This window comes from Streptomyces sp. NPDC107498, from assembly GCF_055582805.1.
The window spans coordinates 21590-42825 of the sequence record NZ_JBVJPE010000036.1 but is presented as its reverse complement, the minus strand read 5'-3'; the positions used below and the strand labels follow the sequence as shown (position 1 = coordinate 42825).

Genomic DNA, 21236 nt, shown 5'->3' with positions numbered 1-21236 from the left:
GGGACGCCGCCTCCTCCGTTCGCCTCACTCCGCGGGCGGCACCCGCGCGCCGGACCCGCCGGGCCCGTCCGGCCCGTCGGATCCGCCGGGCCCGCCCGGGGCCCAGACGTCGAGCGTCCCTTCCCCGTACGAGGCCCGCACCGCCCGCTTGTCGTACTTGCCGACGCTGGTCTTGGGCACCGCGTCGACGAAGGACCAGCGCTCCGGTATCCACCAGCGCGCCACCCGTCCGGTCAGGAACTCCCGGAGCTCGTCCCCGCCGGTCCCCGCGCCCGGCACCAGTGACACGCAGGCCAGGGGGCGTTCCTCCCAGCGCGGGTCGGGCACGCCGACCACGACGGCCTCGAGCACGGCGGGGTGCTCGATGATCGCGTTCTCGAGCTCGATGGTGGAGATCCACTCACCGCCGCTCTTGATGCCGTCCTTGAGCCGGTCGCTGACGACCACCCAGCCGCCCGGTTCGATCACTCCCAGGTCGCCGGTGCGCAGCCAGCCGTCGTGGAACTTCTCCGCGGAGTCCTCGGTGTTGAAGTACGAGCCGGTGACCCACGGTCCGCGCAGCTCCAGTTCGCCCACCGACCGGCCGTCCCAGGGCTGTTCGCTGCCGTCCTCCGCGATCAGCCGGGCGTCGACGAAGGGCATGAGGCGGCCGCTCTTGGCCAGCCAGTCGACCTCGTCCTCGTCCGGGGTGCCGTGCGGGGGGACGGCGAAGGTGGCGAGGGGGCTGGTCTCGGTCAGTCCCCAGCCCTGCTTCAGCCGGACCCCGTAGCGGTCCTTGAGCTGCTTGAGCAGGGCGCGCGGCGGGGTGGCGCCGCCGCAGCCCGCGAGTCGTACGCCGCTCAGGTCCAGCGGGTGCTGCTCGCCGTGGTGGACCAGGCTGTTCCAGATGGTGCAGATCGCCGCGACGGCGGTGGGCCGTTCCTCGTTGATGATCCGGGCCAGGTCCGGGGTGTGCAGACGGCGGCCGTTCATGATGAGGTCGGAGCCCGCCAGCCAGGCGGCGTAGGGCCAGCCCCAGGCGTTGGCGTGGAACATGGGCACGATCGGCAGGACGCGGTCGCCGTCGTGCATCGCGAACCCGGCGCCGGCCGAGACGCCGAGCGTGTGGAGGGTGATCGAGCGGTGGCTGTAGGCCACGCCCTTGGGGTTGCCGGTGGTGCCGGTCGTGTAGCAGAGCGCCGCCGCTTCCCGTTCGTCCAGGTCGGGCCAGTCGAAGCCGGGCCGCTCGGCCGCGAGCAGTTCGTCCCAGCGGTGTACGGCGATGTGCGGGGGCAGCTCCACCTCCGGCGCGTCGCCGATGACGACCAGGTGGCGCACGCTGCCCAGCCGGTCCCGTAGGGGCGGGAGCATGTCCAGGAGGGTCGCGTCGACGAGGAGGACGGCGTCCTCGGCGTGCTCGACGATGTAGCCCAACTGGTCCGGATGGAGACGGAGGTTGAGGGTGTGCAGCACCGCCCCCATGCTCGGTACGGCGAGGTACGCCACCAGGTGTTCGGGGGTGTTCCAGGCCAGCGTGGCGACCCGTTCGCCGGTCTGCACGCCCAGTCGGGAGAGCGCGGCGGCGAGCCGTTCGGCCTGACGGGCGATGTCGGCGAAGGTCTGCGAGGACCGTGCGGTCGACCCGTCGGCACATCGCACCACCCGGCTGTCCCCGTAGACGCGTTGTCCGTGCGCGAGGATGTCGCGAACCAGCAGCTCGCGGTCCTGCATCGTGCTCTTCATGGTGCGCCCCCTTGCGAGTACGCGGTCAGCGGTCGGGATCAGCCGAGGTACTGGATCTCTCCCAGCAGGGAGCTGCTGACGTGATCGTGGTCGAGCAGGTTGACGCGGGCGTTCATCTTGCCGCTGCCGGCCGCGAACTCGTAGTTGCCGGAGCCGCCGATGATCTTGAAGGTGCCGGTCGGGTAGACCAGGGTGTCCGACGTCAGCGGCGCGGTGAGCGCGTAGCTGATGTTGAGCCGGTCACCGTCGGGCTCCGTCATCGTCGCCGTCCCCTTGATGTCGTACTTGCCGGGGATGGTCGCGGTGCACACCACTTCCTTCTGCGCCCAGGTGGCGGTGGTGACCGGCCTGCCGGTGGAGGTCCCCGTGCCGGTCACGTTGTAGCCGTTGCAGCCCACGGTGTCGGGGTGCGTGGTCGCGACCACCGCGAAGTTGCTGGTGATCTCGACCGTGGGAAGGTAGGTCGCGGCCGCGGCGGCCGAGGGGGCGGTCCCGGCGGCGTACGTGACGCCTGCCGTGCCGCCGGCGATCAGTACCGATCCGGCCACCACGCCCGCTATGCGCGCGGACCAGTGACGGGCAACTCTTGCCATGTTCTCCCCCGAAGTGTCAGTTCTGTCTCAACTGAGCCCGCATGAAGGGCTGTTGGGGACAGCTTCCCTGATCGAGGAGTCTTCCGTCGAGACGTTCGACGCACGCGCCGCGAACAGAAGGAAGGAGCCGGCCCCGCGCACGGCGGGGCCGGCTCCGGGGGCGGACGACGTCGACGGGACGTCATCCGCCGGGGACCGGCCTCAGGTCAGATCTGCCACCGGAAGCCCATGGATCCGGACAGGGAGGCCGTGACGTGGTCCTTGTCGAGCAGGTTGACCGTGGCGTTCATCTTGCCGCTGCCGACCGCCTCGTCGAAGGCGCCGTCGCCACCGGTGATCGTGAACGTGCCGGACGGGTACACCATGGTGTCCGACGTCAGCGGCGCGCTGAGGTGGTAGGTGAAGTAGAGGTGGGAACCGTCGGTCTGCGTGACCGTCACCTTGCCGTTGATGTCCCACTGACCCGGGACGGTCGCGGTACAGGCGTCCTCCGTCTGCGACCAGGTGCCGGTGCCGGCGATCCGGTTGCCGGTGACGGTCCCCGACCCGACCACCTTGTAGCCGTTGCAGCCCACGGTGTCCGGGTGCGTGGTCGTGACCACGCCGTACTTCCCGAGGGCGTCGAACGGGCTCGCCCCGGGAGGAGGCGTCACGACGGCGTTCGAGACGCCTGCCGTACCCCCGACGATCAGCGCCGCTCCGGCCATCGCGCCCGCTATGCGCGTCGACCAACGCCGAGTGAGTGTTGCCATGTCATCCCCCGCACTTGTCGTTGTTTGACCAACTCAGGCCACTCGATGGCCTGTTGCCGATCAGTTTCCATGATCGAGGGCCATTCCGTCGACCCGTTCAGGCCAATCGCTTTCACCGACCGCCACCCGGACCCTCACGGATGCTTCACAGCCGCCGGACGCGCGGCACTCCGGCCTGCGCCGGAAGGGTGAACTCGCCGTCGGCGGTCTCCGGCCGGCCCGCGGTGAACGCTCGGATCCGGCCGAGCGGGAGGGCGGCCCGCTCCGGCGAGCCGAACCGGACGGTCCCGCCGGCCCTCGGGAGGTGCACGTCCGCCGTGGCCCCGCCGGTCCCGTGGGTCACGGCGGGATCGTCCCGATCGTGTCCCTCAGGCGGTGCAGCGCGTCCCGGAGCCCGTCCGGGGGCGGGGTGGCCAGTGCCAGCCGGAGGGCCCGGGGGCGGTGGGGGCCGACGGCGAAGGCGTCCGCGGTGGACACGAGGACGCCTTCCTCCGCGAGCAGGGCCGCCACGTGGTCGGGCCGCTGGTGCGGCTCCAGCCCGAGCCAGACCGTGTACGAGGTCGGGTGGGCCGTGACGTCCATGCCGGTCAGCACCTCGCGGGCGATGCCCTGCCGGACGGCGGCGTCCGCGCGACGGCCCCGCTCCAGGCGCGTCACCGTGCCGTCGGAGAGCCAGCGGGTGGCGAGCGCGGTGACGATCCCCGGGGCTCCCCAGGCCGCCGCGCGAAGGCTCCGGGTGACCCGCTCGACGTGACGGCCGGGCAGTACGGCGAAGCCGAACCGCAGGCCGGGCGCCACGTTCTTCGACAGGCCGGCGACATGACAGGTGCGTTCGGGCGCGAGGGCCCGGAGCGGCGGGGGCGGCGAGGGGTCGAGGAACGCGTAGGTGCCGTCCTCGATGATCAGGCAGTCCCGCGCCCGGGCGACCGCGACGAGGCGGTCGCGCCGCTCCCGGTCGAGGACCCAGCCGAGCGGGTTGTGCACGGTCGGCTGGGTGTAGACGGCACGGACGGGCCGGTCGCGGCACAGTCGGTCGAAGGCGTCGAGGTCGGGGCCGGTCGGCGTGACCGGGACCGGGGCCAGGTCGAGGCCGTGCGCCGAGGCGAGGAGCTTGACGCCCGGGTAGCCGAGCGCGTCGACGGCGAGGACGTCGCCGGGCCGGGTCAGCGCCCGCAGGACGACGTCGAGCGCCTGCTGGGTCCCGCCCGTCAGCAGGACGTCCTGCGGCGGGACGTCGATCCCCCGCCCGAGCAGGTACGTGGCCACGACCGCCCGGTCGCGCCGACGTCCCCCCGGCGGGTGCTGGCGGAGCAGCGCCTCGGCGTCTCCGGTCGTCGCCAGCGCGCTCAGGGCCTGCCGCAGCAGCTCCGTCTGCCCCGGCGCCAGCGGCTGGTTGAACGACAGGTCCGCCACCCGGGGCACCGGCAGCGCGCGTGACGGTTCGAGCCCGTCGTAGCCGGAGCGCTCGCGGACGAACGTCCCCCGGCCCGGCTCCCCCACGACCAGTCCCATGGCGGCGAGTTCGGCGTAGACCCGGGTGGCGGTGGCCAGCGCGATCCGCCGCTCGCGGGCGAGGGCGCGGTGCGTCGGGAGCCTGCCGCCCGCCGGGATCGCGCCGGAGCGGATCGCGGCGGCGAACTCGTCGACGACGGCTTTGTAGGAGGGCGGTCGCATGCGGCACCTGCGTCGGGCACGGATCGGACGGGACGGGACATGTATCCAGGACAATAAATGGAGCGTCCCGGACCGTGACTCCTAGCCTCGGTGACGTCCGCACCCAGGCGAATCGGAGGACCCGGCATGGCCGTCCGCACCGAGCGCGACGACGACGTCGTCACGCTCACCATCGACAGGGAACACAAGCTCAACGCCCTCGACTACCCGACGATCGACGCGCTGCTCGACGCGCTGGACCGCGTCGACTCCGACGACCGCGTCCGGGCCGTCGTCCTGACCGGCGCCGGACGCAGGGCGTTCAGCGCGGGGGCGGACATCCCGTCCCTGGCGGACAGCATCGCGGGCGGGCCCGAGCGCGCGCTGCGCGAGGTCGTCCGCCGGGGGCACGCGTTGACCCGGCGGATCGAGGAGTTCCCCAAGCCGGTGATCGTCGCGGTCAACGGCCTGGCGTACGGCGGCGGTTGCGAGATCACCGAGGCCGCGCCGCTCGCGATCGCCGCCGAGCACGCGACCTTCGCCAAGCCCGAGGTCTCCCTCGGGTTCCCGCCGCCCTTCGGCGGATCGCAGCGGTTGCCGCGTCACGTCGGCCGCAAGCGCGGCCTGGAGATGATCCTGACCGGCGATCCGGTCCCGGCCGCCCGGGCCGCCGAGCTCGGTCTCGTCAACGCCGTCGTGCCCGCCGGTGAACTCCTCGGCGCCGCACGGGACCTGGCCGCTCGCATCACCCGGCACGCGCCGACGGCGGTGGCGGCCTGCCTGCGCGCGGTCACCCGCGGGATCGGCCTGCCGATCGACGAGGGCCTGGCCGTGGAGGCGGCCTGCTTCGCCGCCACCGTCCCCACGGAAGGCGTACGGACCGGACTGCGGCGGTTCCTCGACCGCTGAGCCCGCGGCGCCCCGCCCTTCCGGCTGTCGTACGGGCGGGCCCGCGCCCTGCCGGAGGAGCACAGGACCGTCGGCGGGGTCGCCGGTGCCGACCGGGACCCGCGCGAGTACCGGCGCTCCGGGCTCACTCGCCCCGGCGGGGCCGGGGCCGGCCCGTGCCCGTGCCCGTGCCCGTGCCCGTGCTCACGACGACAGCCGCCCACGGACGTGATCGAGCCGGGTGCCCCCTCCCCTGTTCCCCGGCCCTCGGCCGCCCTCAGCGCACCCCCTCCCACAGCAGCCGTTCCCGCGCGCGCGGGTCGTCGACCGGGGCGGTCCCGGGCGTGGTGGTGAAGGTCATCGTCGTGCGGGTGCCCCTGTCGTACGCCTTCCAGCCGGGGCTGCCCGTCTTCGCGAAGGAGACCCACGCCCCGTGCACGGCGTCCGCGAGTTCCTGGGGCGGGTGGGCACCGAGCAGCGGCGCGTACGAGGGGTCGTGGAGGCGGTCGAAGACGAAGGGCAGTTCCAGCGCGTGGCAGGCGCCGAGGGCACCGTCGTACCGCGGGGAGCGCCAGGCGAACTCGTAGAGGTACGAGCCCGGGACGGCCTCGGCCAGGCGGATGGCCGGGATCCGGTAGAACCAGTCGGTGGCCACGGCGTCGAGGAGTTCGCCCGGCACGGCGTCCGGGCGGCCGGCCCGGTAGACGGGGAGGGCCTCGTCCGGGTCGAGGCCGTAGGCCGCGGTCACGGCGCGGAGCGAGGACGCGGGGAAGACGTGGAGCCGTTCCGTGGGGACCAGGAAGAGGCGGTACTCCTCGCGGTTGCTGCCGATCATCAGGTCGACGCCGCAGTCCGGGCCGGGGAGGGCCAGGTCCGGCCGGACCGGCTCGAAGGGCATGACGTTCAGCACCGCCTCGCCCCACCGCGCCGGATCCGGGTCGGCGCTCACCTCCGCGCGCAACGCGGCCTGGGCCGGGAGGAGTTCCGGCAGGGGAACGGCCTCGAAGGCCTCCGGGGTCGGCTCGATCCCCAGCTTCTCCGCGAGGCGGGCCGCGATCAGCCGGGCCGACGACGGGCGCAGGAAGTGGTGGCAGGCTCCGCTCTGCAGGATCGCCCGGTGGAAGAGCCCGCGGGCCGACCCGGTGGTCAGCAGCGCGCCGATGCTCATCGCGCCCGCCGACTCGCCGAAGACGGTCACCCGGTCCGGGTCGCCGCCGAAGGAGGCGATGTCGTCCCGGACCCAGCGGAGCGCGGCGATCTGGTCGAGCAGGCCCCGGTCGTCGGGACGGCCCGGGAGGTGGAGGAAACCGTCCGCTCCCAGGCGGTAGTTGAGCGTGACGCAGACGACGCCGTCCCGGGCGAAGGCGCTTCCGTCGTAGCCGGACGCCGAGCCGGAGCCGTTGGTGAACGCGCCTCCGTGCAGCCACACCATCACGGGCAGGCCGGCGCCCGGCCCCGGAGCCGGGGTCCAGACGTTGAGGTTCAGGCAGTCGTCCCCCGGGACGGCGTTCTCCGGGACGAGGGCGTCGAAGGGCGGGGCGTAGGGGGCGTGCGGCGCCGTCGGCCCGTGGGCCGTGGCGTCGCGCACCCCCGTCCACGGTTCCGGCGGGGCGGGCGCCCGGAACCGTCGCGCGCCGAAGGGCGGAGCGGCGTACGGGACGCCGAGGAAGCGGGTCACCCCGTCGGGGGAGGTCAGACCGCGGACCTCCCCCTGCCGGGTGCGGCACACCGTCACGCCGCGAGGACCTCCAGGAGCGCCTCGCCGAACTCCTCGGGACGTTCGAGGTGGACGGCGTGCCCGGCGTCGGCCACGGCGACCTCCCGCACCGCGCCGCCGGCCGCCGCGTAGCGGTCCAGGACGTGGCGCGTCTGCGCCAGCATCGGCTGCGCGGGGGTGCCGTCCCAGCCCGGCACCACGCCGACCGCGCCCAGGTGCGCCAGGTCGAACATCGAGGTGTCCGAGACGATGACGTCGTCCTCGCCGCGTATCCAGAGCACGGGCGGCTTGGGCTCGATCAGGTGCAGGTCGTCGACGCGGAAGTGGGTCGGGGCCATGCAGTTGAGGACGCCCCGCGTCCCGGGCGCGATCCCGGGCCAGGCGTCGGACGCCGTGCTGTCACCGGGATAGTGGTCGTCGCCGAGTCGCGTGGTGAGCATGGACTCGACGTACGCGTCCTCGTGCTCGGTGCGGAACGGCGGCTTGACGTAACAGGCCGTCAGGACGGAGCGCGGCGAGAGCGGGGAGTCCGCGCCGCGGTCGCCCTCGGCGAGCAGCCGGACGAACTCCGGGTTGGCCGTGCCGCCGCCCGATCCCGCCCCGTCCGCGGAGTTGAGGATCCCGTCCGCTCCGTGGGTGCCGCCGAAGCCGTACGGGGAGACGGGGCTGACCAGGGTCAGGGAGCGCACCGCGGCCGGGTGGTCCCGGAGGTACTGCATCACCACGCCGCCGCCCATGGACCAGCCGACCAGGTGGGCCCGGTCGATGCCGAGGGCCGTGAGCAGCTCGGCGAGGTCGTCGGCGTAGTCCCGCAGGCCGCGCGTGGCGTCGACGGGCAGCGGGTCGGTGCCGCCGAAGCCGCGCAGGTCGACGGCGAGGGGGCGGTAGGGGGGCGGCAGCGTGGTCAGGGTGGAGTGCCAGAAGGCGGAGGAGGAGACGTTGCCGTGGACGAGGACGACGGCCTCGCCCTCGGTCCTGGCCTCGGTGATCTGCTGGGTGAGCCGGCCGGTGGCGACGCGACGGGTGCGGAGCGCGGTCATGTCCTTCTGGTCCTTCGGTCCTCGGGCGCTTCAGGAGAGCCAGGCGGCGACCTGGGCGGCGACGGTGCCGTGCCAGCCCAGTTCGAGGTGGTTGGCGCCGGCGACGGTGGCCTTGCCGCCGACGGTGGGGATGCCGGTGGTGTCGAGCGCGCTGGAGACGAAGACGACGCCGTCGCTGGGTCCGCGGTTCTCGTTGAAGATGCCGAGGACGTCGGCGGACCCGCCGGCCAGGAGGTAGGCGGTGACGGAGGCCGGCACTCCGGCACGGTGCAGCGGGCCGATGAGCGATCCGGCGTCGACGGCCGCCTGGATGCCGCCGCCGGCGGTGGAGAAGCCCTGGCCGCCGTAGTACGTCGTGTACCAGTCCTGGGCGGAGCCGTCGACTCCGTACGCGCCGTCCCAACGGGCCAGCATCTGGCGCTGGCCGGGGTAGTTGTCCTGGCCGCCGGAGGGCGTCATGGAGAACTCGGGGTGCGCGGTGTACAGGCCGTAGCAGGTCATGTGGGAGTGCGGGGAGGGCGCGTTGATCTTGCCGCCGCACTCCGGCCAGACGGAGAAGTCGTGGGCCCAGCCGTGGGCGTACGGGTAGTCGTAGCCGCCGTTCGGACCGCCGAGGGTGATCAGCCGGCGGACGTCGCCGGCGTAGGGCCGGCCCCAGCTCGGCTTCAGAGACGACACGTACGCGCGGGTCGACATCTGGCCCTTGCTCCAGCCGACCAGGTCGACCTCGTCGACCCCCAGCTTCGCCTTGATGACGGCGACGGCGTCACCGACGACCTGCGCCTGCATCAGGTTGTCGCCCTGCTTGTGCGCGAAACCGACGGCGAAGACGCGGTGCCCGCGCCCGGCGAGGTACTGCATGAGGCCGGTGGAGGGGCAGGAGGCGGCGCCGCAGCCGTAGCCGCCGGATTCGCCGGGATCGGCCCAGGCGCGGTCGGCGGTGTCGTTCGCCCCGTGCACGAGGAGGACGGGTGTGGTGCGGCTGCCGGTGTTCCAGCCGGGGGCCGAGTAGAGCAGGAAGCGGCCGGAGGAGGGCCGGGAGACGCCGCCGAAGTACGTGACGCGCGTGCCGTCCTGGTCACCGCGGCCGTCCGCCGGATAGCCCTCGGTCCGGAACCCGCCGGTCGTGTCGAGATATCGCTCGACCCTTTCCCAGCCGTTGGTGACGGTCCCGGCCCCGTAGCTCGCTTCCAGGGTGAGGTACGGAGGAGGCGCGGCGGCGACCGCGGGCGGCCCCAGGAGGGCCGTCGCGACCACCCCCGCCACCGCGAGGACACGGGCCGCGCGCAGTCGCCACCGCCGCCCCGGACTCCGTCCTTCGGCCATGGCCCGGCCTCCCCCGCTCGTGCGCTCTCGACGCGCCCTTCCGGCGCCCGTCCCGGCATCGGGAGCTGCACACGTTAGGCGGGCGGGGAGCCGGCGGGGCATGGGGTCGAGCCACACAAAGCGAGAGGTGGGCATGATGTCCGACTACGTGTCCGGGCAGGACGTCCGCCTGCGTGCCATCGAGCCGGAACCGATCGTCGCCGACGTCGGGCCGCTGTTCGCCGGACGCCGGCCTGCCGGCTGCCGGCTCGGAGGCCACCGGGCTCGGTTCGCACTCCACGGTCCCCGTGTCGACGTGGACCGTGGAGTGCGAACCGGGCCCGTGCCGGCGCCGGGTCTCCCGCGGCGCCCGGCCACGGCGACCGCGGTCCTCAGCCGTGCTGGGCGAGCGCCTCCGCCGGGGCCGTGGTCCGCGTGAAGCGGAGGTAGCGGTCGACGGACCGGGCCAGGACCTCGTTGCCGCCCCGGGGCACGACCCGGTTCCACCAGGCGCCGTAGATCCGCTCGAAGCGGTGGCCGGCGAGCAGGTCGGCGGCGGCGCGGACCGCGTGGGGGCGCTCCGGGATGTGGTTGGCGTAGCTGTACATGAGGGTGACCCAGCGGTTGTCCGGACAGACGTTGACCACGTCGCCGGTGAACAGCGCCCCGTCGCCCGCGCTCCAGTGCAGCACCGCGCTGCCCGGGAAGTGCACGCCCGGGTTGATCAGGGTGAGCTCGTCGGTGAGTCGGAGCGTGCGCCCGCTCCAGAAGCGCACGGCCGGGTCCGGCCGGCCCACCCACCGGCGGTCGGCTTCGTGGAGGTGGACCGGGGCGTCGAAGGCGTGCGCCCACTCCACCATCGAGGAGTAGAAGTGGGGGTGACTGATCGCGATGTGGTCGATGCCGCCGAGTTCCTCGACGGCCCGCACCATCGCGTCGTCGAGGTAGGGCACGCAGTCCCAGAGGACGTTGCCGGCGGCGGTGCGCAGCAGCAGGGCCCGCTGGCCGATGGCGAACTGGGGGGTGACGCCGACGCCGAGCACGCCGGGGCCCTGCTCCTCGAAGCGGCCGGTGCGGCCCTCCTCGCGCAACTCGGCCAGTGTCGTCCACTGCTGGCCGTCCGGGCTCACGTACTGCCGCTCGTCCAGGCAGACCGGGCAGTCCGGACGCGGGGCGGCGTACTGGGTGCCGCAGGTGCGGCAGATCGGGGGCGTCGGGACGGCGGTGTCAGCCACGGGTGCCTCCGGCGAGCTCGGTGAGGACGGACGGGCGGCTCGGCCGCCAGCCCAGCTCCTCGGCGGCGCGCCGTCCCGACACCACCTGGTCGAGCGCGAGCGCCTCGGCGAACGGCTCCCCGAGCACCTCGGCGGCTTCCGCGCGCGGCCACGACTCGGCCCGGCCGGTGCCGCCCGCGGCGACGTCGGCGGCGGCCGCGATCGCGGCCGCCGGGACGGACTCCCACGCCACGCCGTGCAGGAGGTCGCCCGGATGCCCCTTGGTCAGGGCGAGGACGTAGAGGTCGGCGAGGTCGTCGACGTGCACCATCGGCCAGCGGGTCGTGACGGGGCCCACGTAGCGACCCGTGCCGTGCTCGCGGGCCCAGCCGGTCATCAGGGCGGGGATGCCGCCGTCACGGCCGTACACGATGCCCGGGCGTATCACCACGGCCCGCACGTCGTCCCCGGCGCCGGCCAGCACCCGCTGCTCGATCCGCGGCCGGTAGCCGACGATCGCGATCGGGTCGGTGTCGGCGTCCTCGTCCAGCGCGGCGTCCCCGGTGGCGCCGAGCACCCACACGCCGCTGGTGTAGACGAATGCCCGGCCCGTGCCGCGCAGCGGCGCGAGCAGTGCCTCCAGGGCGGCGGTGTCGACCGCCTCGTCGCCGGTCGGCGTGGCCAGGTTCACCACCGCGTCCACGTCGTCCGTCACCGCCGCGCGCAGTGACGCCGGGTCGGTCAGATCGCCGACCCGAACCGGCGCGTCCGGGGACAGCGCGGCCGCGTCCTTGACCAGGGGCACCACGTCGTGGCCCTCCAGCGTCAACCGCGACACCACCGCGGAGCCGATGTAACCGGTGGCACCGAGTACCAGGACCTTCATGAACCCTCCCATGCGGACGTTCCTCGAACAGGAGAACCGTAGGAAACGCGCCCCGGCCCGCGGATCCGTCGAACGACCGGGTGTCGTACCGGCGTTCGTGCGCGACGGGGCCGGAGGAGTGACCAGGTCGACGGGGGTGACGGGGGAGAGGGGCGACGGGGGTGACGGAGGGCGGAAGGGGCGACGGCGGTGACGGGGAGGATGTCGGGGGGGGACGTCAGCCCAGGTCGAGCACTCCCAGCGCCGCCCGCGACGTGACACCGAGCTTCGGGTAGGCGTTGGACAGGTGGTAGCCGACCGTGCGCGGGCTCAGGAACAGGCGTGCGCCGATGTCCCGGTTGCTCAGTCCCGTCGCCGCGAGCCGGACGACCCTCAGTTCCTGCGCGGTCAGCCGGTCGACGGGGTCCGCGCCCGCCGTCGGAGCGGCCGGGGCGGCGCCGACGGCCCGCAGTTCCGTGCGGGCCCGGTCCGCCCACGCGGCAGCCGGCATCCGCTCGAACGACTCCAGGGCCACGGTCAGCGCCTCCCGGGCGGCGGCCCGGCGTCTGGTCCGGCGCAGCCACTCCCCGTACAGCAGCCGGGTGCGCGCCTCCTCGAACGGGCGGCCGTCCCCCTCGTGGGCGGCGAGCGCCCGCTCGTAGAACTCCCCCGCCTCCGCGTCGTCGGCGGCGAGCAGGGCGCGGCAGCGCAGTTCCACCGCTCCGGCCCACGCGGCCCCGGTGGCCCCGGCCCAGCGCGCGAAGCGCTCGGCGGCCGGCCCGGCGTCGGCGGCCCGGTCGCTCCGGGCGGCGGCCTCCACCTGGTCGGGCAGGCTGTGCACGGAGACCATGAGGTGCCGGTGCGGACCTCCGGTCAGGGCGGCGAAACGCTGCAGCGCCCGGTCGTGGCGGCCGAGCCCGAGGTCGAGCAGGCCCTGCGCCCTGGTCAGCCAGATAGGGATCGGCGCGACCCCGGTGCACGGGTGCCACCCCGCCCGCCCGGCGGAATCCCGCCGGTCCCCGCCGCCCCGCCCTTCGGTCCCTCCCTGCCCCTCCGTGCGGCCCGGTTCCTCGCCGTCGAGTGCGGCCAGCACCGCCAGGACGCCGCTGAGCATCGTGGCGAGATGGCGCTGACCGGTGTCGCACGCGATCTCCAGGCCCTCGACCGCCGTCGTGTACGCGTCCCGGTGCCGCCCCAGGAACAGCCGCAGTCGCGCCAGCCGCAGCAGCACCCGCGCCAGCACCCCGACGGCCCCCTCCGCACGGCACTCCCGCTCCAGGGCCACGGCCTGGTCGTGCACCGTTCCGTACTCCCCGAGCAGCATGTCCCAGCCGTGCAGTCGCACCTGATCGATCAGACTGCGCTCGGGCCGGGTCCGCACGACGTACCCGGCGAACTCCCGTACCGCCGCCGCCCCGCCCGCCGGGTCGCCCGCCAGCATGTCGAGCACCCCCGCCGCCCCTCGGTGCACGGGATGCCCGCCGAAGTCCAGACCGGCCGTCCGCGCGCGGGTGTCCCGGGCCGCCGCCACCGGGTCCGGCGCGTCCCAGGCCATCGCGGCCGACTCGAACAGCAGCCACGCCCCCGTGGCGGGGCGGTGCGCCGTCACCTCGGAGGCCGCCTCGACGAGCAGCAGCCGCGCCGACTCCGCGCGGCCCTGTCCGTGTTCGATCGCCGCCCGGACGCTGGCCAGCCGGGCGGCCGCCTGCGGGCTGTTCACCGGCCCCGCCTCGTCGGCGAGCGTCCCCGCGAGCTCCACCTGTCCGGCCTCGGCCGCGGCGGCCGACGCGGCGGCCAACCGCAGCGACCTGGCCTCCTGGTCCTCGGTCAGCCGCGCGGCCCGTCGATAGGCGGCGGCGACCGCGGCCCGGCCGCCCCGGGAGCGGAACAGCTCGGCGCCACGCTCCAGTTCGGCCGCGACCGCCTCGTCGTAGCCGACGGTCGCCGCGGCCAGGTGCCAGGCCCGGCGGCCCATGTCCCCGGCGGTCGAAGCCGCTTCGGCGAGCGCCCGGTGCGCGGCCGTGCGCCCGGCCAGCACCGCCCCCTGGTACGCGGCGGCCCGCACCAGAGGATGGCGGAACGCCAGCCGGTGTCCGGACACCCTCACCAGGTCCGCCGCCTCGGCGGGCCCGAAGTCCCCGGCGGCCGCGCCCACCCGCTCCCCCGCCGCCATCACCAGCGCCACGTCACCGGTGTCGTCCGCCGCGGCGACCGTCAGCAGCAGACGGGTCGGCGCGGGCAGTGCCCGGATCCTCTCGTCGAAGATCCGCCGCACCCGCCACGAGGCCGGCAGCACGGCGATCTCCCGCGCGTCCAACGGCTCGCTCCCGTTCCGCTGGGCCGCCGTCAGAGCCCCCACGAGCTCGACCAGGGCGAGCGGATTGCCCTGCGCGAGCCCGAGGATCCGGCGGCTCACAGCGGCATGCAGATCGGGCGCCCGGCCGGCGAGGAGCGCCGCCCCCTCCTCGTCGGTCAGCGGCCCGAGGTGCAGCACCGGCAGGCCCGGCGCACCGTCGAAGGCCGCCGCGTCCTCATGCGCGGCGAACACCATGACCACCCGCCCCCGCCCGAGCCGGCGGGCCGCGAACAGCAGCGCGTCCACGGTCTCCAGGTCCAGCCAGTGCGCGTCGTCGACCAGGACCACGACCGGACGTTCCTCGGCCAGCCCGTCGAGCAGGCCCAGCGTCGCGGCCCCGACCAGGAAGCGGTCCCCCGGAGGCGCGTCGTCCAGGGCGATCGCCCCGCGCAGCGCCCGCATCTGGCGCTCCGGCAGGTCGCTCGTCCGGTCCAGGGTGCCCCGGAGGAGCACCTGCAGACCGGCGTACGGCAGCGCAGCCTCCGACTGGACACCGGTGCACCGCAGCAGCCGGGCTCCGTCCGCGGCCACCGAGGCGCACCGGTCGAGCAGTGCCGTCTTGCCCGAGCCCGCCTCGCCGAGGAGCACCACGGCTCCGCCCCGGCTCTCCGGGGCTCCCGCCAAGAACCCGTCGAGGACGTCCCGTTCGTCGTCCCGGCCGCTGAGACCGGCGGCCCCCCGGCCGGCGGCACCTGCCTGGACCGTGTCGGTCATCGGTGCTCTCCTCCTCTTCACGGACGCCCCGATCTCAAGGCGGGCGTGGCCGACGATGTCATGGGCCCCCCGGTCGTGGACCGCGCTCCGCCGGGCGGGTCGGCCCGCCTCACGGAGCGGGCCGTGTCCGGCCTCCGGTGACGCGGCCCGGTGGGCGGCGGGATCCGGTCGACCGCCGTCGGCGCCGGCGGATCCGTACGCGTGGCACAACCCCCGGGCGGCCGACCGTGCGCACGCTCGGGCCATGGGCGGTCGGGGAGGACACGACCCGTTCCCCGCCTGCCGGGCGGGCTCTCCGCCCCCTTCGACGGCACCGGGCGAGAACGGAGCCGGACGAGCACGATCAAGGTCTTCCAGCCGTCGAGAACGATCACCATATACTTCTGCGGCTCGACGGCCGCGGGGGACGTCGGGCGGGACGGGGGCGTCATGGAGTTGCGGGACATCGAGATCTTTCTGGTGTTGGCCGAGGTGTTGCACTTCGGCCGGACCGCCGAGCGGCTCCGGGTCTCCCAGGCCCGGGTCAGCCAGGCCATCAGGAAGCAGGAGCGGCGCATCGGCGCCGCGCTGTTCGAGCGCACCAGCCGCACCGTGCGCCTGACCGAAGTGGGCCGCCAGCTGCGCGACGACCTGCAGCCGGTCTACGCGGGGCTGCACGCGTCCCTGGAACGCGCCCGGCTCGCCGCCCGCGGCGTCACCGGCCGGCTCCGCGTCGGCATGATGCCGTTCAACGTCGCCGACCTGCACTTCTACTGGAGAGCCTTCCGGTCGCGGTACCCCCAGTGGGAGCTGGAGGTCCGCCAGCTGACGTACATCGACCCGTTCGGCCGGCTCCGTGAGGGCGACCTGGACGTCCTGGTCGTCTGGCTGCCCGTGGAGGAGCCGGACTTCACCGTCGGCCCGGTCCTGATGACCGACCCCCGGATCCTCGCCGTGACCGCCGACCACGAGCTCGCGCAGCGGACGTCGGTGCGGCTGGAGGTGCTCGCCGACTTCCGGCACACCATGCCGCCCGACATCCCGGACTACTGGGAGGACGGCTACCTGCCCTTCAACACGCCCCGGGGCCGGACGATCGAGCGCGGCCGGCCCACGACCAACGCCGATGACCTGATCAACCAGGTCGGCATGGGCGAGATCGTCCACGGCTTCCCCAGCCACGTCGTCCGGCACTGGGGCATGCCGAACATCCGCTGGATACCCGTCCCCGACCTGGCGACCCTGTCCTACGCCCTGGTCTGGCGGACCGAGGCCGAGAACGAGCCGATCCGCGCTCTGGCCGACACGGTCCGCGAACTCGGCGCGTTCCGGTTCTGACGCGCCGCCGCGGTGCCCGGCGGAGGCGCCGGGACGGCGGCCCGGACCGCTCCGGCGCGTCCCCGGACCGCTCCGGCGCGTCCCCGGCCCGCGGCGGTGCACCGTCTGCCGAGCGGGCGGCCACGTCACCCGCCGACGGGGCGCGTCGACCGCTGGGCGACCTCGTCGATCGCGGCGGCCACGATGCGGGCGTCCCGGGTGCCCCACAGGTCGAGCGCCTCGTACGCGGGTCGCCATCGGTGCGCGTACGCGTGGTGCGCGCACTCCGGCAGGAGCTGGGCCAGGACGGAGGCGACGGTCCGTTCGTCGACGCCGTCCAGGAGCCAGGGCACGAGACGTGCCGCACACGGTTCGATCCGGCGGGCGTGGGCACCTCCGAAGAGATCCCACTGCTCCTGGCCCAGGACGGCCTGAACGAGCGGGAGGACGGCCTTCTCCTCGTGGTCGAGGTGCTTGTCGAGGCCGGTGACCAGGGAGTCGGCGAGCTCGCCGAGAAGGTCCGGTCCGACTGCGGCGTCGGCCAGTCCGTCGTCGACCGCCCCGAGGAGGAGGGCGAGAGCGGCGTGCTCGGCCTCGATCGCCTCCAGCCGCGTCAGGTCGAAGGGACGACCGGCCAGGGCCCGGCGCAGCAGGGGCCACAGCGCCTCGTCCTCGGCGGCCTGGTGGGCGTGCAGGGCGCTCCGGAGCATCCCCCAGCCCGGGGCCGCGCGCAGGACGCGCCGGAGACCGACGCGATCCCCGGCGGCGGCCCGGGCGAGGTTCCGCAACTCCCTGCGCAGCGCGTTGTGCACCGCGTAGGTCACGGTCATGTCGAGCCTGTCGCTCACGTCGGTCCAACTCCCGGGTCTTCATGGCTGGGTGAGTGCGTGCCAGGAGTGGACGACGCGAGTCGTCCCCGGCACGGACCAGCCTCCTCCGGGGCCGTCCAGGGATCAACGCGGACCTGATGCACCGATCGATAACCCAGCGGTTATCGGTGCCCCGCCGGCGAGGGAGCGCTCGCTCCTACCGGCCGTCGGGGCGGCTCGTCGACATCGGGCTGACCGGACCCCACGGAGGGCCGAAGGCGTTCGGACACGCGATCCCACCGGGACGGGTTCGGACAAGGGGCTGTGGCCTGTATGTCAACGCCTGTCTGCGGGCTTGGCGGAAGTCGAGCGCTGGCGCGGCTGGACGGGAAGTCGGCGCGGGGCGTGGAGCTCCTTGTCCGCCTTGCCACCGATCCCTTCCTGCCGGGCCACAGCCGTGGATCGGCTGTCGCAGCCCTCGACGTCCACGGCGATGAGCGCGCCGCTGCCCTCCTTGCGCGTCTCCCCGCCGACCTCGTGCCCTTCGACTTCCGCCAAGCCCGCAGACAGGCGTTGGCATACAGGAACAAGAGGGTGCAGGCCGTAGTGACAGCCCGCATCATGTGCGACACCGCCCTGAACAGCTGCCGTCAGGACATGGCCGCCCGGCTGCTGACACGTCTCATGGGCAGGCGTCACGCCGGCTAGCCGGCGGGGGGGGGTGAACCACGTCCACCCCCTACTGCAGCACCTCGACGCTCCACTCCCGCCGGCGCAGCGGAGCCGCACGCCCCGCACGCCGGGCGTTCCTCGTCTCTCCGAGCAGGGTGGGTGTCCCGCGACCCATGCCGGAACGGCCGTGTCACCCGGTGAGACAGTGGTGTCCGTGATTCCCGCAGAGGTGCCCGACGCGCCTCCCCTGGTCCACGCCGACGGCTTCGACGTACCCGTCCTCTTCCGCGACGAGTGGCCGCAGGAGTCACGCCACCGGCCGACGCGCGTGCGCCGCCCCGTACCCGCCGTCACCGCGCCGCCTTCGCCGCCGTGACGACCAGGTTGTTCTGGTACCCGCCCGCGTCGGGCCGGTAGGGACCGGTGCAGGTGATCAGCGTCAGCACCGCCCGGCCGTCCCGGCGGAACGCCTGCGAGTCGGCGAGGGCCTCCTTGTCCACGGTCCGGCGCGCGGTGACCTCGTAGGCGATGCTGCTTCCGTCCTCGCGTCCCACCAGCACGCGGTCCCCCCGTCGTACCTCGTTCAGGGCGTTCAGCACGCCAAGGCCCCGGCCCTTGGCGTCCACGTGACCGACGATCACGGAGGAACCGGCGGTGGAGCCCGGCGCGGGTGAGAAGCGGTACCAGCCGACCCGGTCGGGGTCCGGCGGAACCTCCGTCCGGCCGTCCTCGGTCACGCCCACCGCGTCGACGGGAGCGCGCAGGCCCAGCCGGGGGATCGACAGCTCCCGCGGCTCGGGGACGCGGGCCGATCCGGGACGGTCCGATGCGGCGGTCGTGTTCGTGGGCGCGGCCGCGGGCGGCGTCACCGGTTCCGGTGACCGGGGCGGAGTCGTCGGTGCCGTGGCCGTCGTCGTCGGCGGCGGGGAACCGAAGTCGGCGGCCCGCGCGGGCCCTTCGTGCCGGGCGGCGACGACGACGAATGCCGTGGAGAGGATGACGCCGATGAGCGCCACGACCGCCCCGAGGACCCTGCTGTGTCCTGTCCGGCGCGTGCTCATCGTGGTCGGCCTTCCGGCGTGGGGGATCTCCGGGTGCGCCCGCCCCGCCCGGGCTGGGTGGGCGCACCCGGAGACCCGTGCACGGTCGTGGAGTGGGTCGTGCCGTGGGTCAGACCTCGTCGGTGCGTCGGCGCAGGAGGTAGACGCCGGTGCCCAGGGCGAGGACCGCGCCGGCGGCCAGGGCGCCCAGGGCGTCGTCGTTGTTCCCGCCCGCGGCCTGTCCGGTCTCGCCGGCGGGCACGCCGTTGGGCGCGGAGTGCATGCCGGTGACGGTCTGGGTCTTCAGGGCGAGGTCCTTGTCCGTCGCGCTGCCCCAGGCGTAGACGATCGTGTTGCCGCCTTCGGCCAGGTCGAGGTCTGCCGGGCCGATCGCCACGGTGTCGGTACCGGCGAGGACGACGTCGGCGTTGACGGTGCCGGCCGCCACCTCGGCCATGGCCTCCTTGGGGTTCTCCAGGCCCTTGAAGACCGTGGCGCCGTCGGCCCGGACGTCGACGGCGGGTGCGGCGGCGACATGGCGGACGGTCAGGCGCGCCTTGCCCGCCGGCACCTTCGAGGTGTCGTTGACGAACGCGTCGAGAGTGGGCTTGCCGTCGGCCGTGAGGTGGGCGACCACCGTCGCGTTCGCCCCGGCGGGCACCTCGACCGTCTTCTCGATCGCCGGAGTGCCCGGGGGGCCCTCGCCGTCCTTGAAGACCTTGATGTCGTAGGAGCCCGCGTCCCACTTCATCGGATCGGTGAGCGTGCCGGGCTTGAAGTCCGGCAGCAGTTCCTCGTCCCCCGCGAACACGTCCACGGTCAGGCCCGGCACCGCGTGCAGCACCGACACCGTGGCCTGGCCTTCGGAGGTCTGCGACTGGGCGAACGCGGGAACGCCGGCGGTGACGGACAACGCGACGGTGATGCTGGCGGTGAGAGCCGCGCCTGCGGTACGAACGGTCATGGCGATCATCTCCATCATCCGGCCGAGAGGGTCTCGAAGCCCTGTGTGGAGAGGTGTTCCGCCGTCGTGGGCGGATCGGTTTCACCCGGTGGTTGAAATCTTCACTTCGCTTCGGCCGGGGACCCGACGGGACGACACGTCGAGGGCCTCGCCGTTCGACGCGGGCGAGGGGGACGACGGGGCTCCTTTCGCGTCCGGCCGGCCCCGCCGCGCCTTCGCCCACAGCGCCACCGCCGCGACCACGACGACGAGTACGGTCACGGCGGGCACGCCCAGGGTGACCACGCGCTGGAGAAGGCCCGCGGCCGCGTAGCCGGCGCCGGTCTCGGCCGCGGCCCACAGGAGCGCGGCGACCGCGCTGTACGGGGCGACGGTGCGGTAGGGCAGCCGGAAGGCGCCTGCCAGGTGCGGGGTGAGGGTGCGCATCAGGGGCACGAACCGGGTGAGGAAGAGCGCCCGGCCCCCGTGGTGGACGATCATCCCTTCGACGCGCTGCCAGGCGCCGACCGGGACGCGGCGGGCGATCCTCGTGGTGCGCAGGCGGGTGCCGAGCGCGCGTCCGGTGCGGAGGGCGAGGAAGTCGCCCGCCACCGCGGCGCCGGCGGCGGTGGCCATGACCAGGAGCAGGTCCAGCCGACCGGTGCGGGCGAGGGCCCCGGCGGTCAGCAGGAGGGTGAGGGTGGGGACGAACGCACCGATCAGCAGGACCGACTCGGCCAGGACGGCGACCGCGAGGATCAGGTGGGCCGTACCGGCGGGCACCTCGCCGAGCACCGTGGACAGGGCGTTCACCGCAGCGCTTCCGCGGCGCCGGAACGCACGGCGTCCGCCCGCCCGGCGGGCCGCTCCAGCTGCCAGACCCTGGCCGGGGGGAGGTTGGCCCAGACCGTCCAGCAGCCGGTGGCGTACCGTCGCCGGTAGGAGGCCATGACCTCTTCGACGGCGTGGTGGCGGCGGGTCTCGGCCCGGGTGGAGAGCAGATCGCGCGCCTGTCGGGTGCCGAGGTAGGCGAAGTAGGTCAGGGTGCCGCCGGGATGGAGCAGCTCCAGGTATCGGTTCATGATCGTCTCGACTCGGTCGGGCATGAAGTTGGTCAGCGGCAGACCGGAGACGATCGCGTCGTAGCGTCGGTCGGTGTCCAGCTCCTCCACACAGCCCTGGTGGACGCGCACCTGATCGGGCCTGCCGGCCAACCGCGGGGAGGTGCGCACGAGGCGGCGCAGACGGTCGGCGAAGCGGGGGTTCGCCTCGACGACGTCGAGGTGGCTGCCCGGAGCGAGCTGCCGGACGAGGGCGCGGGTGACCGCTCCGGTGCCCGCTCCGGCCTCCAGTACGGACAGGGAGTGGGGCGTCCGGGCGCGAACGGGTTCGGTGAGCGCGTGGGTCAGGGCCCTGCCGCTGGGCGCGACGGCACCGACGGTGCGCAGGTCGCGTGCGGCTTCGATGAGGAACGTCCAGCCCTCGGCGTGGCGCTGCGCGAGGACGCGGTCGTGCGAAGAGGTCCAGTTGTCCATGCACTCGACGCTAGGGAGGCCGGTGGACCTGTGAATCGGCCGATCTGCGCGCGCCCTCCCCTACGAAAGTAGGGGGTGACCGTGGCTGATCGTCGTAAGCCCGTGCGCCGGCCGCGGCCTAG

General features: G+C 74.2%; 20 protein-coding genes. 3 read left to right on the top strand and 17 right to left on the bottom strand.

Annotation, left to right across the window (positions count from 1 at the left end):
• Positions 1 to 24: 24 nt before the first annotated feature.
• The 5 genes from ACZ66Z_RS35095 to ACZ66Z_RS35075 all read right to left on the bottom strand — a co-directional run bounded on the left by ACZ66Z_RS35095 (position 25) and on the right by ACZ66Z_RS35075 (position 4741).
• Positions 25 to 1722 (bottom strand): long-chain fatty acid--CoA ligase, encoded by a 1698-nt coding sequence (locus ACZ66Z_RS35095; protein ID WP_469939917.1) that lies wholly within the window; start codon positions 1720 to 1722, stop codon positions 25 to 27.
• A 38-nt stretch (positions 1723 to 1760) separates the two neighbouring features.
• Entirely contained in the window at positions 1761 to 2315 is a 555-nt protein-coding gene (locus ACZ66Z_RS35090) for a hypothetical protein (protein WP_469939916.1), read from the bottom strand.
• Positions 2316 to 2521: 206 nt separating this feature from the next.
• Positions 2522 to 3067: a hypothetical protein gene (locus tag ACZ66Z_RS35085; RefSeq protein WP_469939915.1), complete on the bottom strand. Its 546-nt coding sequence runs from the start codon at positions 3065 to 3067 to the stop codon at positions 2522 to 2524.
• A 145-nt stretch (positions 3068 to 3212) separates the two neighbouring features.
• Entirely contained in the window at positions 3213 to 3410 is a 198-nt protein-coding gene (locus ACZ66Z_RS35080; protein ID WP_469939913.1) for a hypothetical protein, read from the bottom strand.
• Complete coding sequence (locus ACZ66Z_RS35075; RefSeq protein WP_469939912.1) at positions 3407 to 4741, bottom strand: aminotransferase-like domain-containing protein; 1335 nt, start codon at positions 4739 to 4741, stop codon at positions 3407 to 3409. Before ACZ66Z_RS35075 ends, ACZ66Z_RS35080 begins: the two co-directional genes overlap by 4 nt.
• A 126-nt stretch (positions 4742 to 4867) precedes the next feature.
• On the opposite strand from ACZ66Z_RS35075, the gene ACZ66Z_RS35070 reads away from it, so the two are divergent.
• Positions 4868 to 5629, top strand: a complete 762-nt coding sequence (locus ACZ66Z_RS35070) for an enoyl-CoA hydratase-related protein (protein ID WP_469939911.1) — start codon at positions 4868 to 4870, stop codon at positions 5627 to 5629.
• 256 nt (positions 5630 to 5885) lie between these two features.
• On the opposite strand, the gene ACZ66Z_RS35065 is transcribed toward ACZ66Z_RS35070, so the two are convergent.
• The 6 genes from ACZ66Z_RS35065 to ACZ66Z_RS35040 all read right to left on the bottom strand — a co-directional run bounded on the left by ACZ66Z_RS35065 (position 5886) and on the right by ACZ66Z_RS35040 (position 14819).
• Complete coding sequence (locus ACZ66Z_RS35065) at positions 5886 to 7343, bottom strand: carboxylesterase/lipase family protein (RefSeq protein ID WP_469939909.1); 1458 nt, start codon at positions 7341 to 7343, stop codon at positions 5886 to 5888.
• The gene (locus ACZ66Z_RS35060; RefSeq protein ID WP_469939908.1) at positions 7340 to 8365 is read right to left on the bottom strand and encodes an alpha/beta fold hydrolase; all 1026 of its coding nucleotides are present in this window, start codon (positions 8363 to 8365) and stop codon (positions 7340 to 7342) included. The genes ACZ66Z_RS35065 and ACZ66Z_RS35060 overlap by 4 nt, the downstream gene beginning before the upstream one ends.
• Positions 8366 to 8395: 30 nt before the next feature.
• Positions 8396 to 9691: an esterase/lipase family protein gene (locus ACZ66Z_RS35055; protein ID WP_469939906.1), complete on the bottom strand. Its 1296-nt coding sequence runs from the start codon at positions 9689 to 9691 to the stop codon at positions 8396 to 8398.
• Positions 9692 to 10062: 371 nt separating this feature from the next.
• Positions 10063 to 10905, bottom strand: a complete 843-nt coding sequence (locus tag ACZ66Z_RS35050) for an MBL fold metallo-hydrolase (protein WP_469939904.1) — start codon at positions 10903 to 10905, stop codon at positions 10063 to 10065.
• Entirely contained in the window at positions 10898 to 11782 is an 885-nt protein-coding gene (locus ACZ66Z_RS35045) for an NAD-dependent epimerase/dehydratase family protein (protein ID WP_469939902.1), read from the bottom strand. The genes ACZ66Z_RS35050 and ACZ66Z_RS35045 overlap by 8 nt, the downstream gene beginning before the upstream one ends.
• 205 nt (positions 11783 to 11987) lie before the next feature.
• A complete protein-coding gene (locus ACZ66Z_RS35040; protein WP_469939901.1) occupies positions 11988 to 14819 on the bottom strand; it encodes a helix-turn-helix transcriptional regulator in 2832 nt (943 codons plus the stop codon).
• 429 nt (positions 14820 to 15248) lie between these two features.
• Here ACZ66Z_RS35040 and ACZ66Z_RS35035 point away from each other — a divergent pair, with 429 nt between their 5' ends.
• A complete protein-coding gene (locus ACZ66Z_RS35035) occupies positions 15249 to 16136 on the top strand; it encodes a LysR family transcriptional regulator (RefSeq protein ID WP_469939899.1) in 888 nt (295 codons plus the stop codon).
• Positions 16137 to 16261: 125 nt separating this feature from the next.
• On the opposite strand, the gene ACZ66Z_RS35030 is transcribed toward ACZ66Z_RS35035, so the two are convergent.
• Both ACZ66Z_RS35030 and ACZ66Z_RS35025 read right to left on the bottom strand, forming a co-directional pair.
• A complete protein-coding gene (locus ACZ66Z_RS35030) occupies positions 16262 to 16963 on the bottom strand; it encodes a hemerythrin domain-containing protein (protein WP_469939897.1) in 702 nt (233 codons plus the stop codon).
• Between the two features lie 297 nt (positions 16964 to 17260).
• The gene (locus tag ACZ66Z_RS35025) at positions 17261 to 17482 is read right to left on the bottom strand and encodes a hypothetical protein (protein ID WP_469939896.1); all 222 of its coding nucleotides are present in this window, start codon (positions 17480 to 17482) and stop codon (positions 17261 to 17263) included.
• Between the two features lie 328 nt (positions 17483 to 17810).
• Here ACZ66Z_RS35025 and ACZ66Z_RS35020 point away from each other — a divergent pair, with 328 nt between their 5' ends.
• Entirely contained in the window at positions 17811 to 17972 is a 162-nt protein-coding gene (locus tag ACZ66Z_RS35020) for a hypothetical protein (protein ID WP_469939894.1), read from the top strand.
• Here ACZ66Z_RS35020 and ACZ66Z_RS35015 read toward each other — a convergent pair.
• From ACZ66Z_RS35015 to ACZ66Z_RS35000, 4 genes are all read right to left on the bottom strand, one after another.
• Positions 17947 to 18657 carry a class F sortase gene (locus ACZ66Z_RS35015; RefSeq protein ID WP_469939893.1) on the bottom strand — a complete coding sequence of 237 codons (711 nt, stop codon included), beginning with the start codon at positions 18655 to 18657 and terminating at the stop codon, positions 17947 to 17949. The two genes, ACZ66Z_RS35020 and ACZ66Z_RS35015, sit on opposite strands and share 26 nt — an antisense overlap.
• A 109-nt stretch (positions 18658 to 18766) precedes the next feature.
• Positions 18767 to 19600, bottom strand: a complete 834-nt coding sequence (locus ACZ66Z_RS35010) for a DUF4397 domain-containing protein (RefSeq protein WP_469939892.1) — start codon at positions 19598 to 19600, stop codon at positions 18767 to 18769.
• An 81-nt stretch (positions 19601 to 19681) separates the two neighbouring features.
• On the bottom strand, positions 19682 to 20392 hold the full coding sequence (locus tag ACZ66Z_RS35005) for a DedA family protein (protein WP_469939890.1): 711 nt from the start codon (positions 20390 to 20392) through the stop codon (positions 19682 to 19684).
• Complete coding sequence (locus ACZ66Z_RS35000; protein WP_469939888.1) at positions 20389 to 21114, bottom strand: class I SAM-dependent methyltransferase; 726 nt, start codon at positions 21112 to 21114, stop codon at positions 20389 to 20391. The genes ACZ66Z_RS35005 and ACZ66Z_RS35000 overlap by 4 nt, the downstream gene beginning before the upstream one ends.
• Positions 21115 to 21236: the final 122 nt, after the last annotated feature.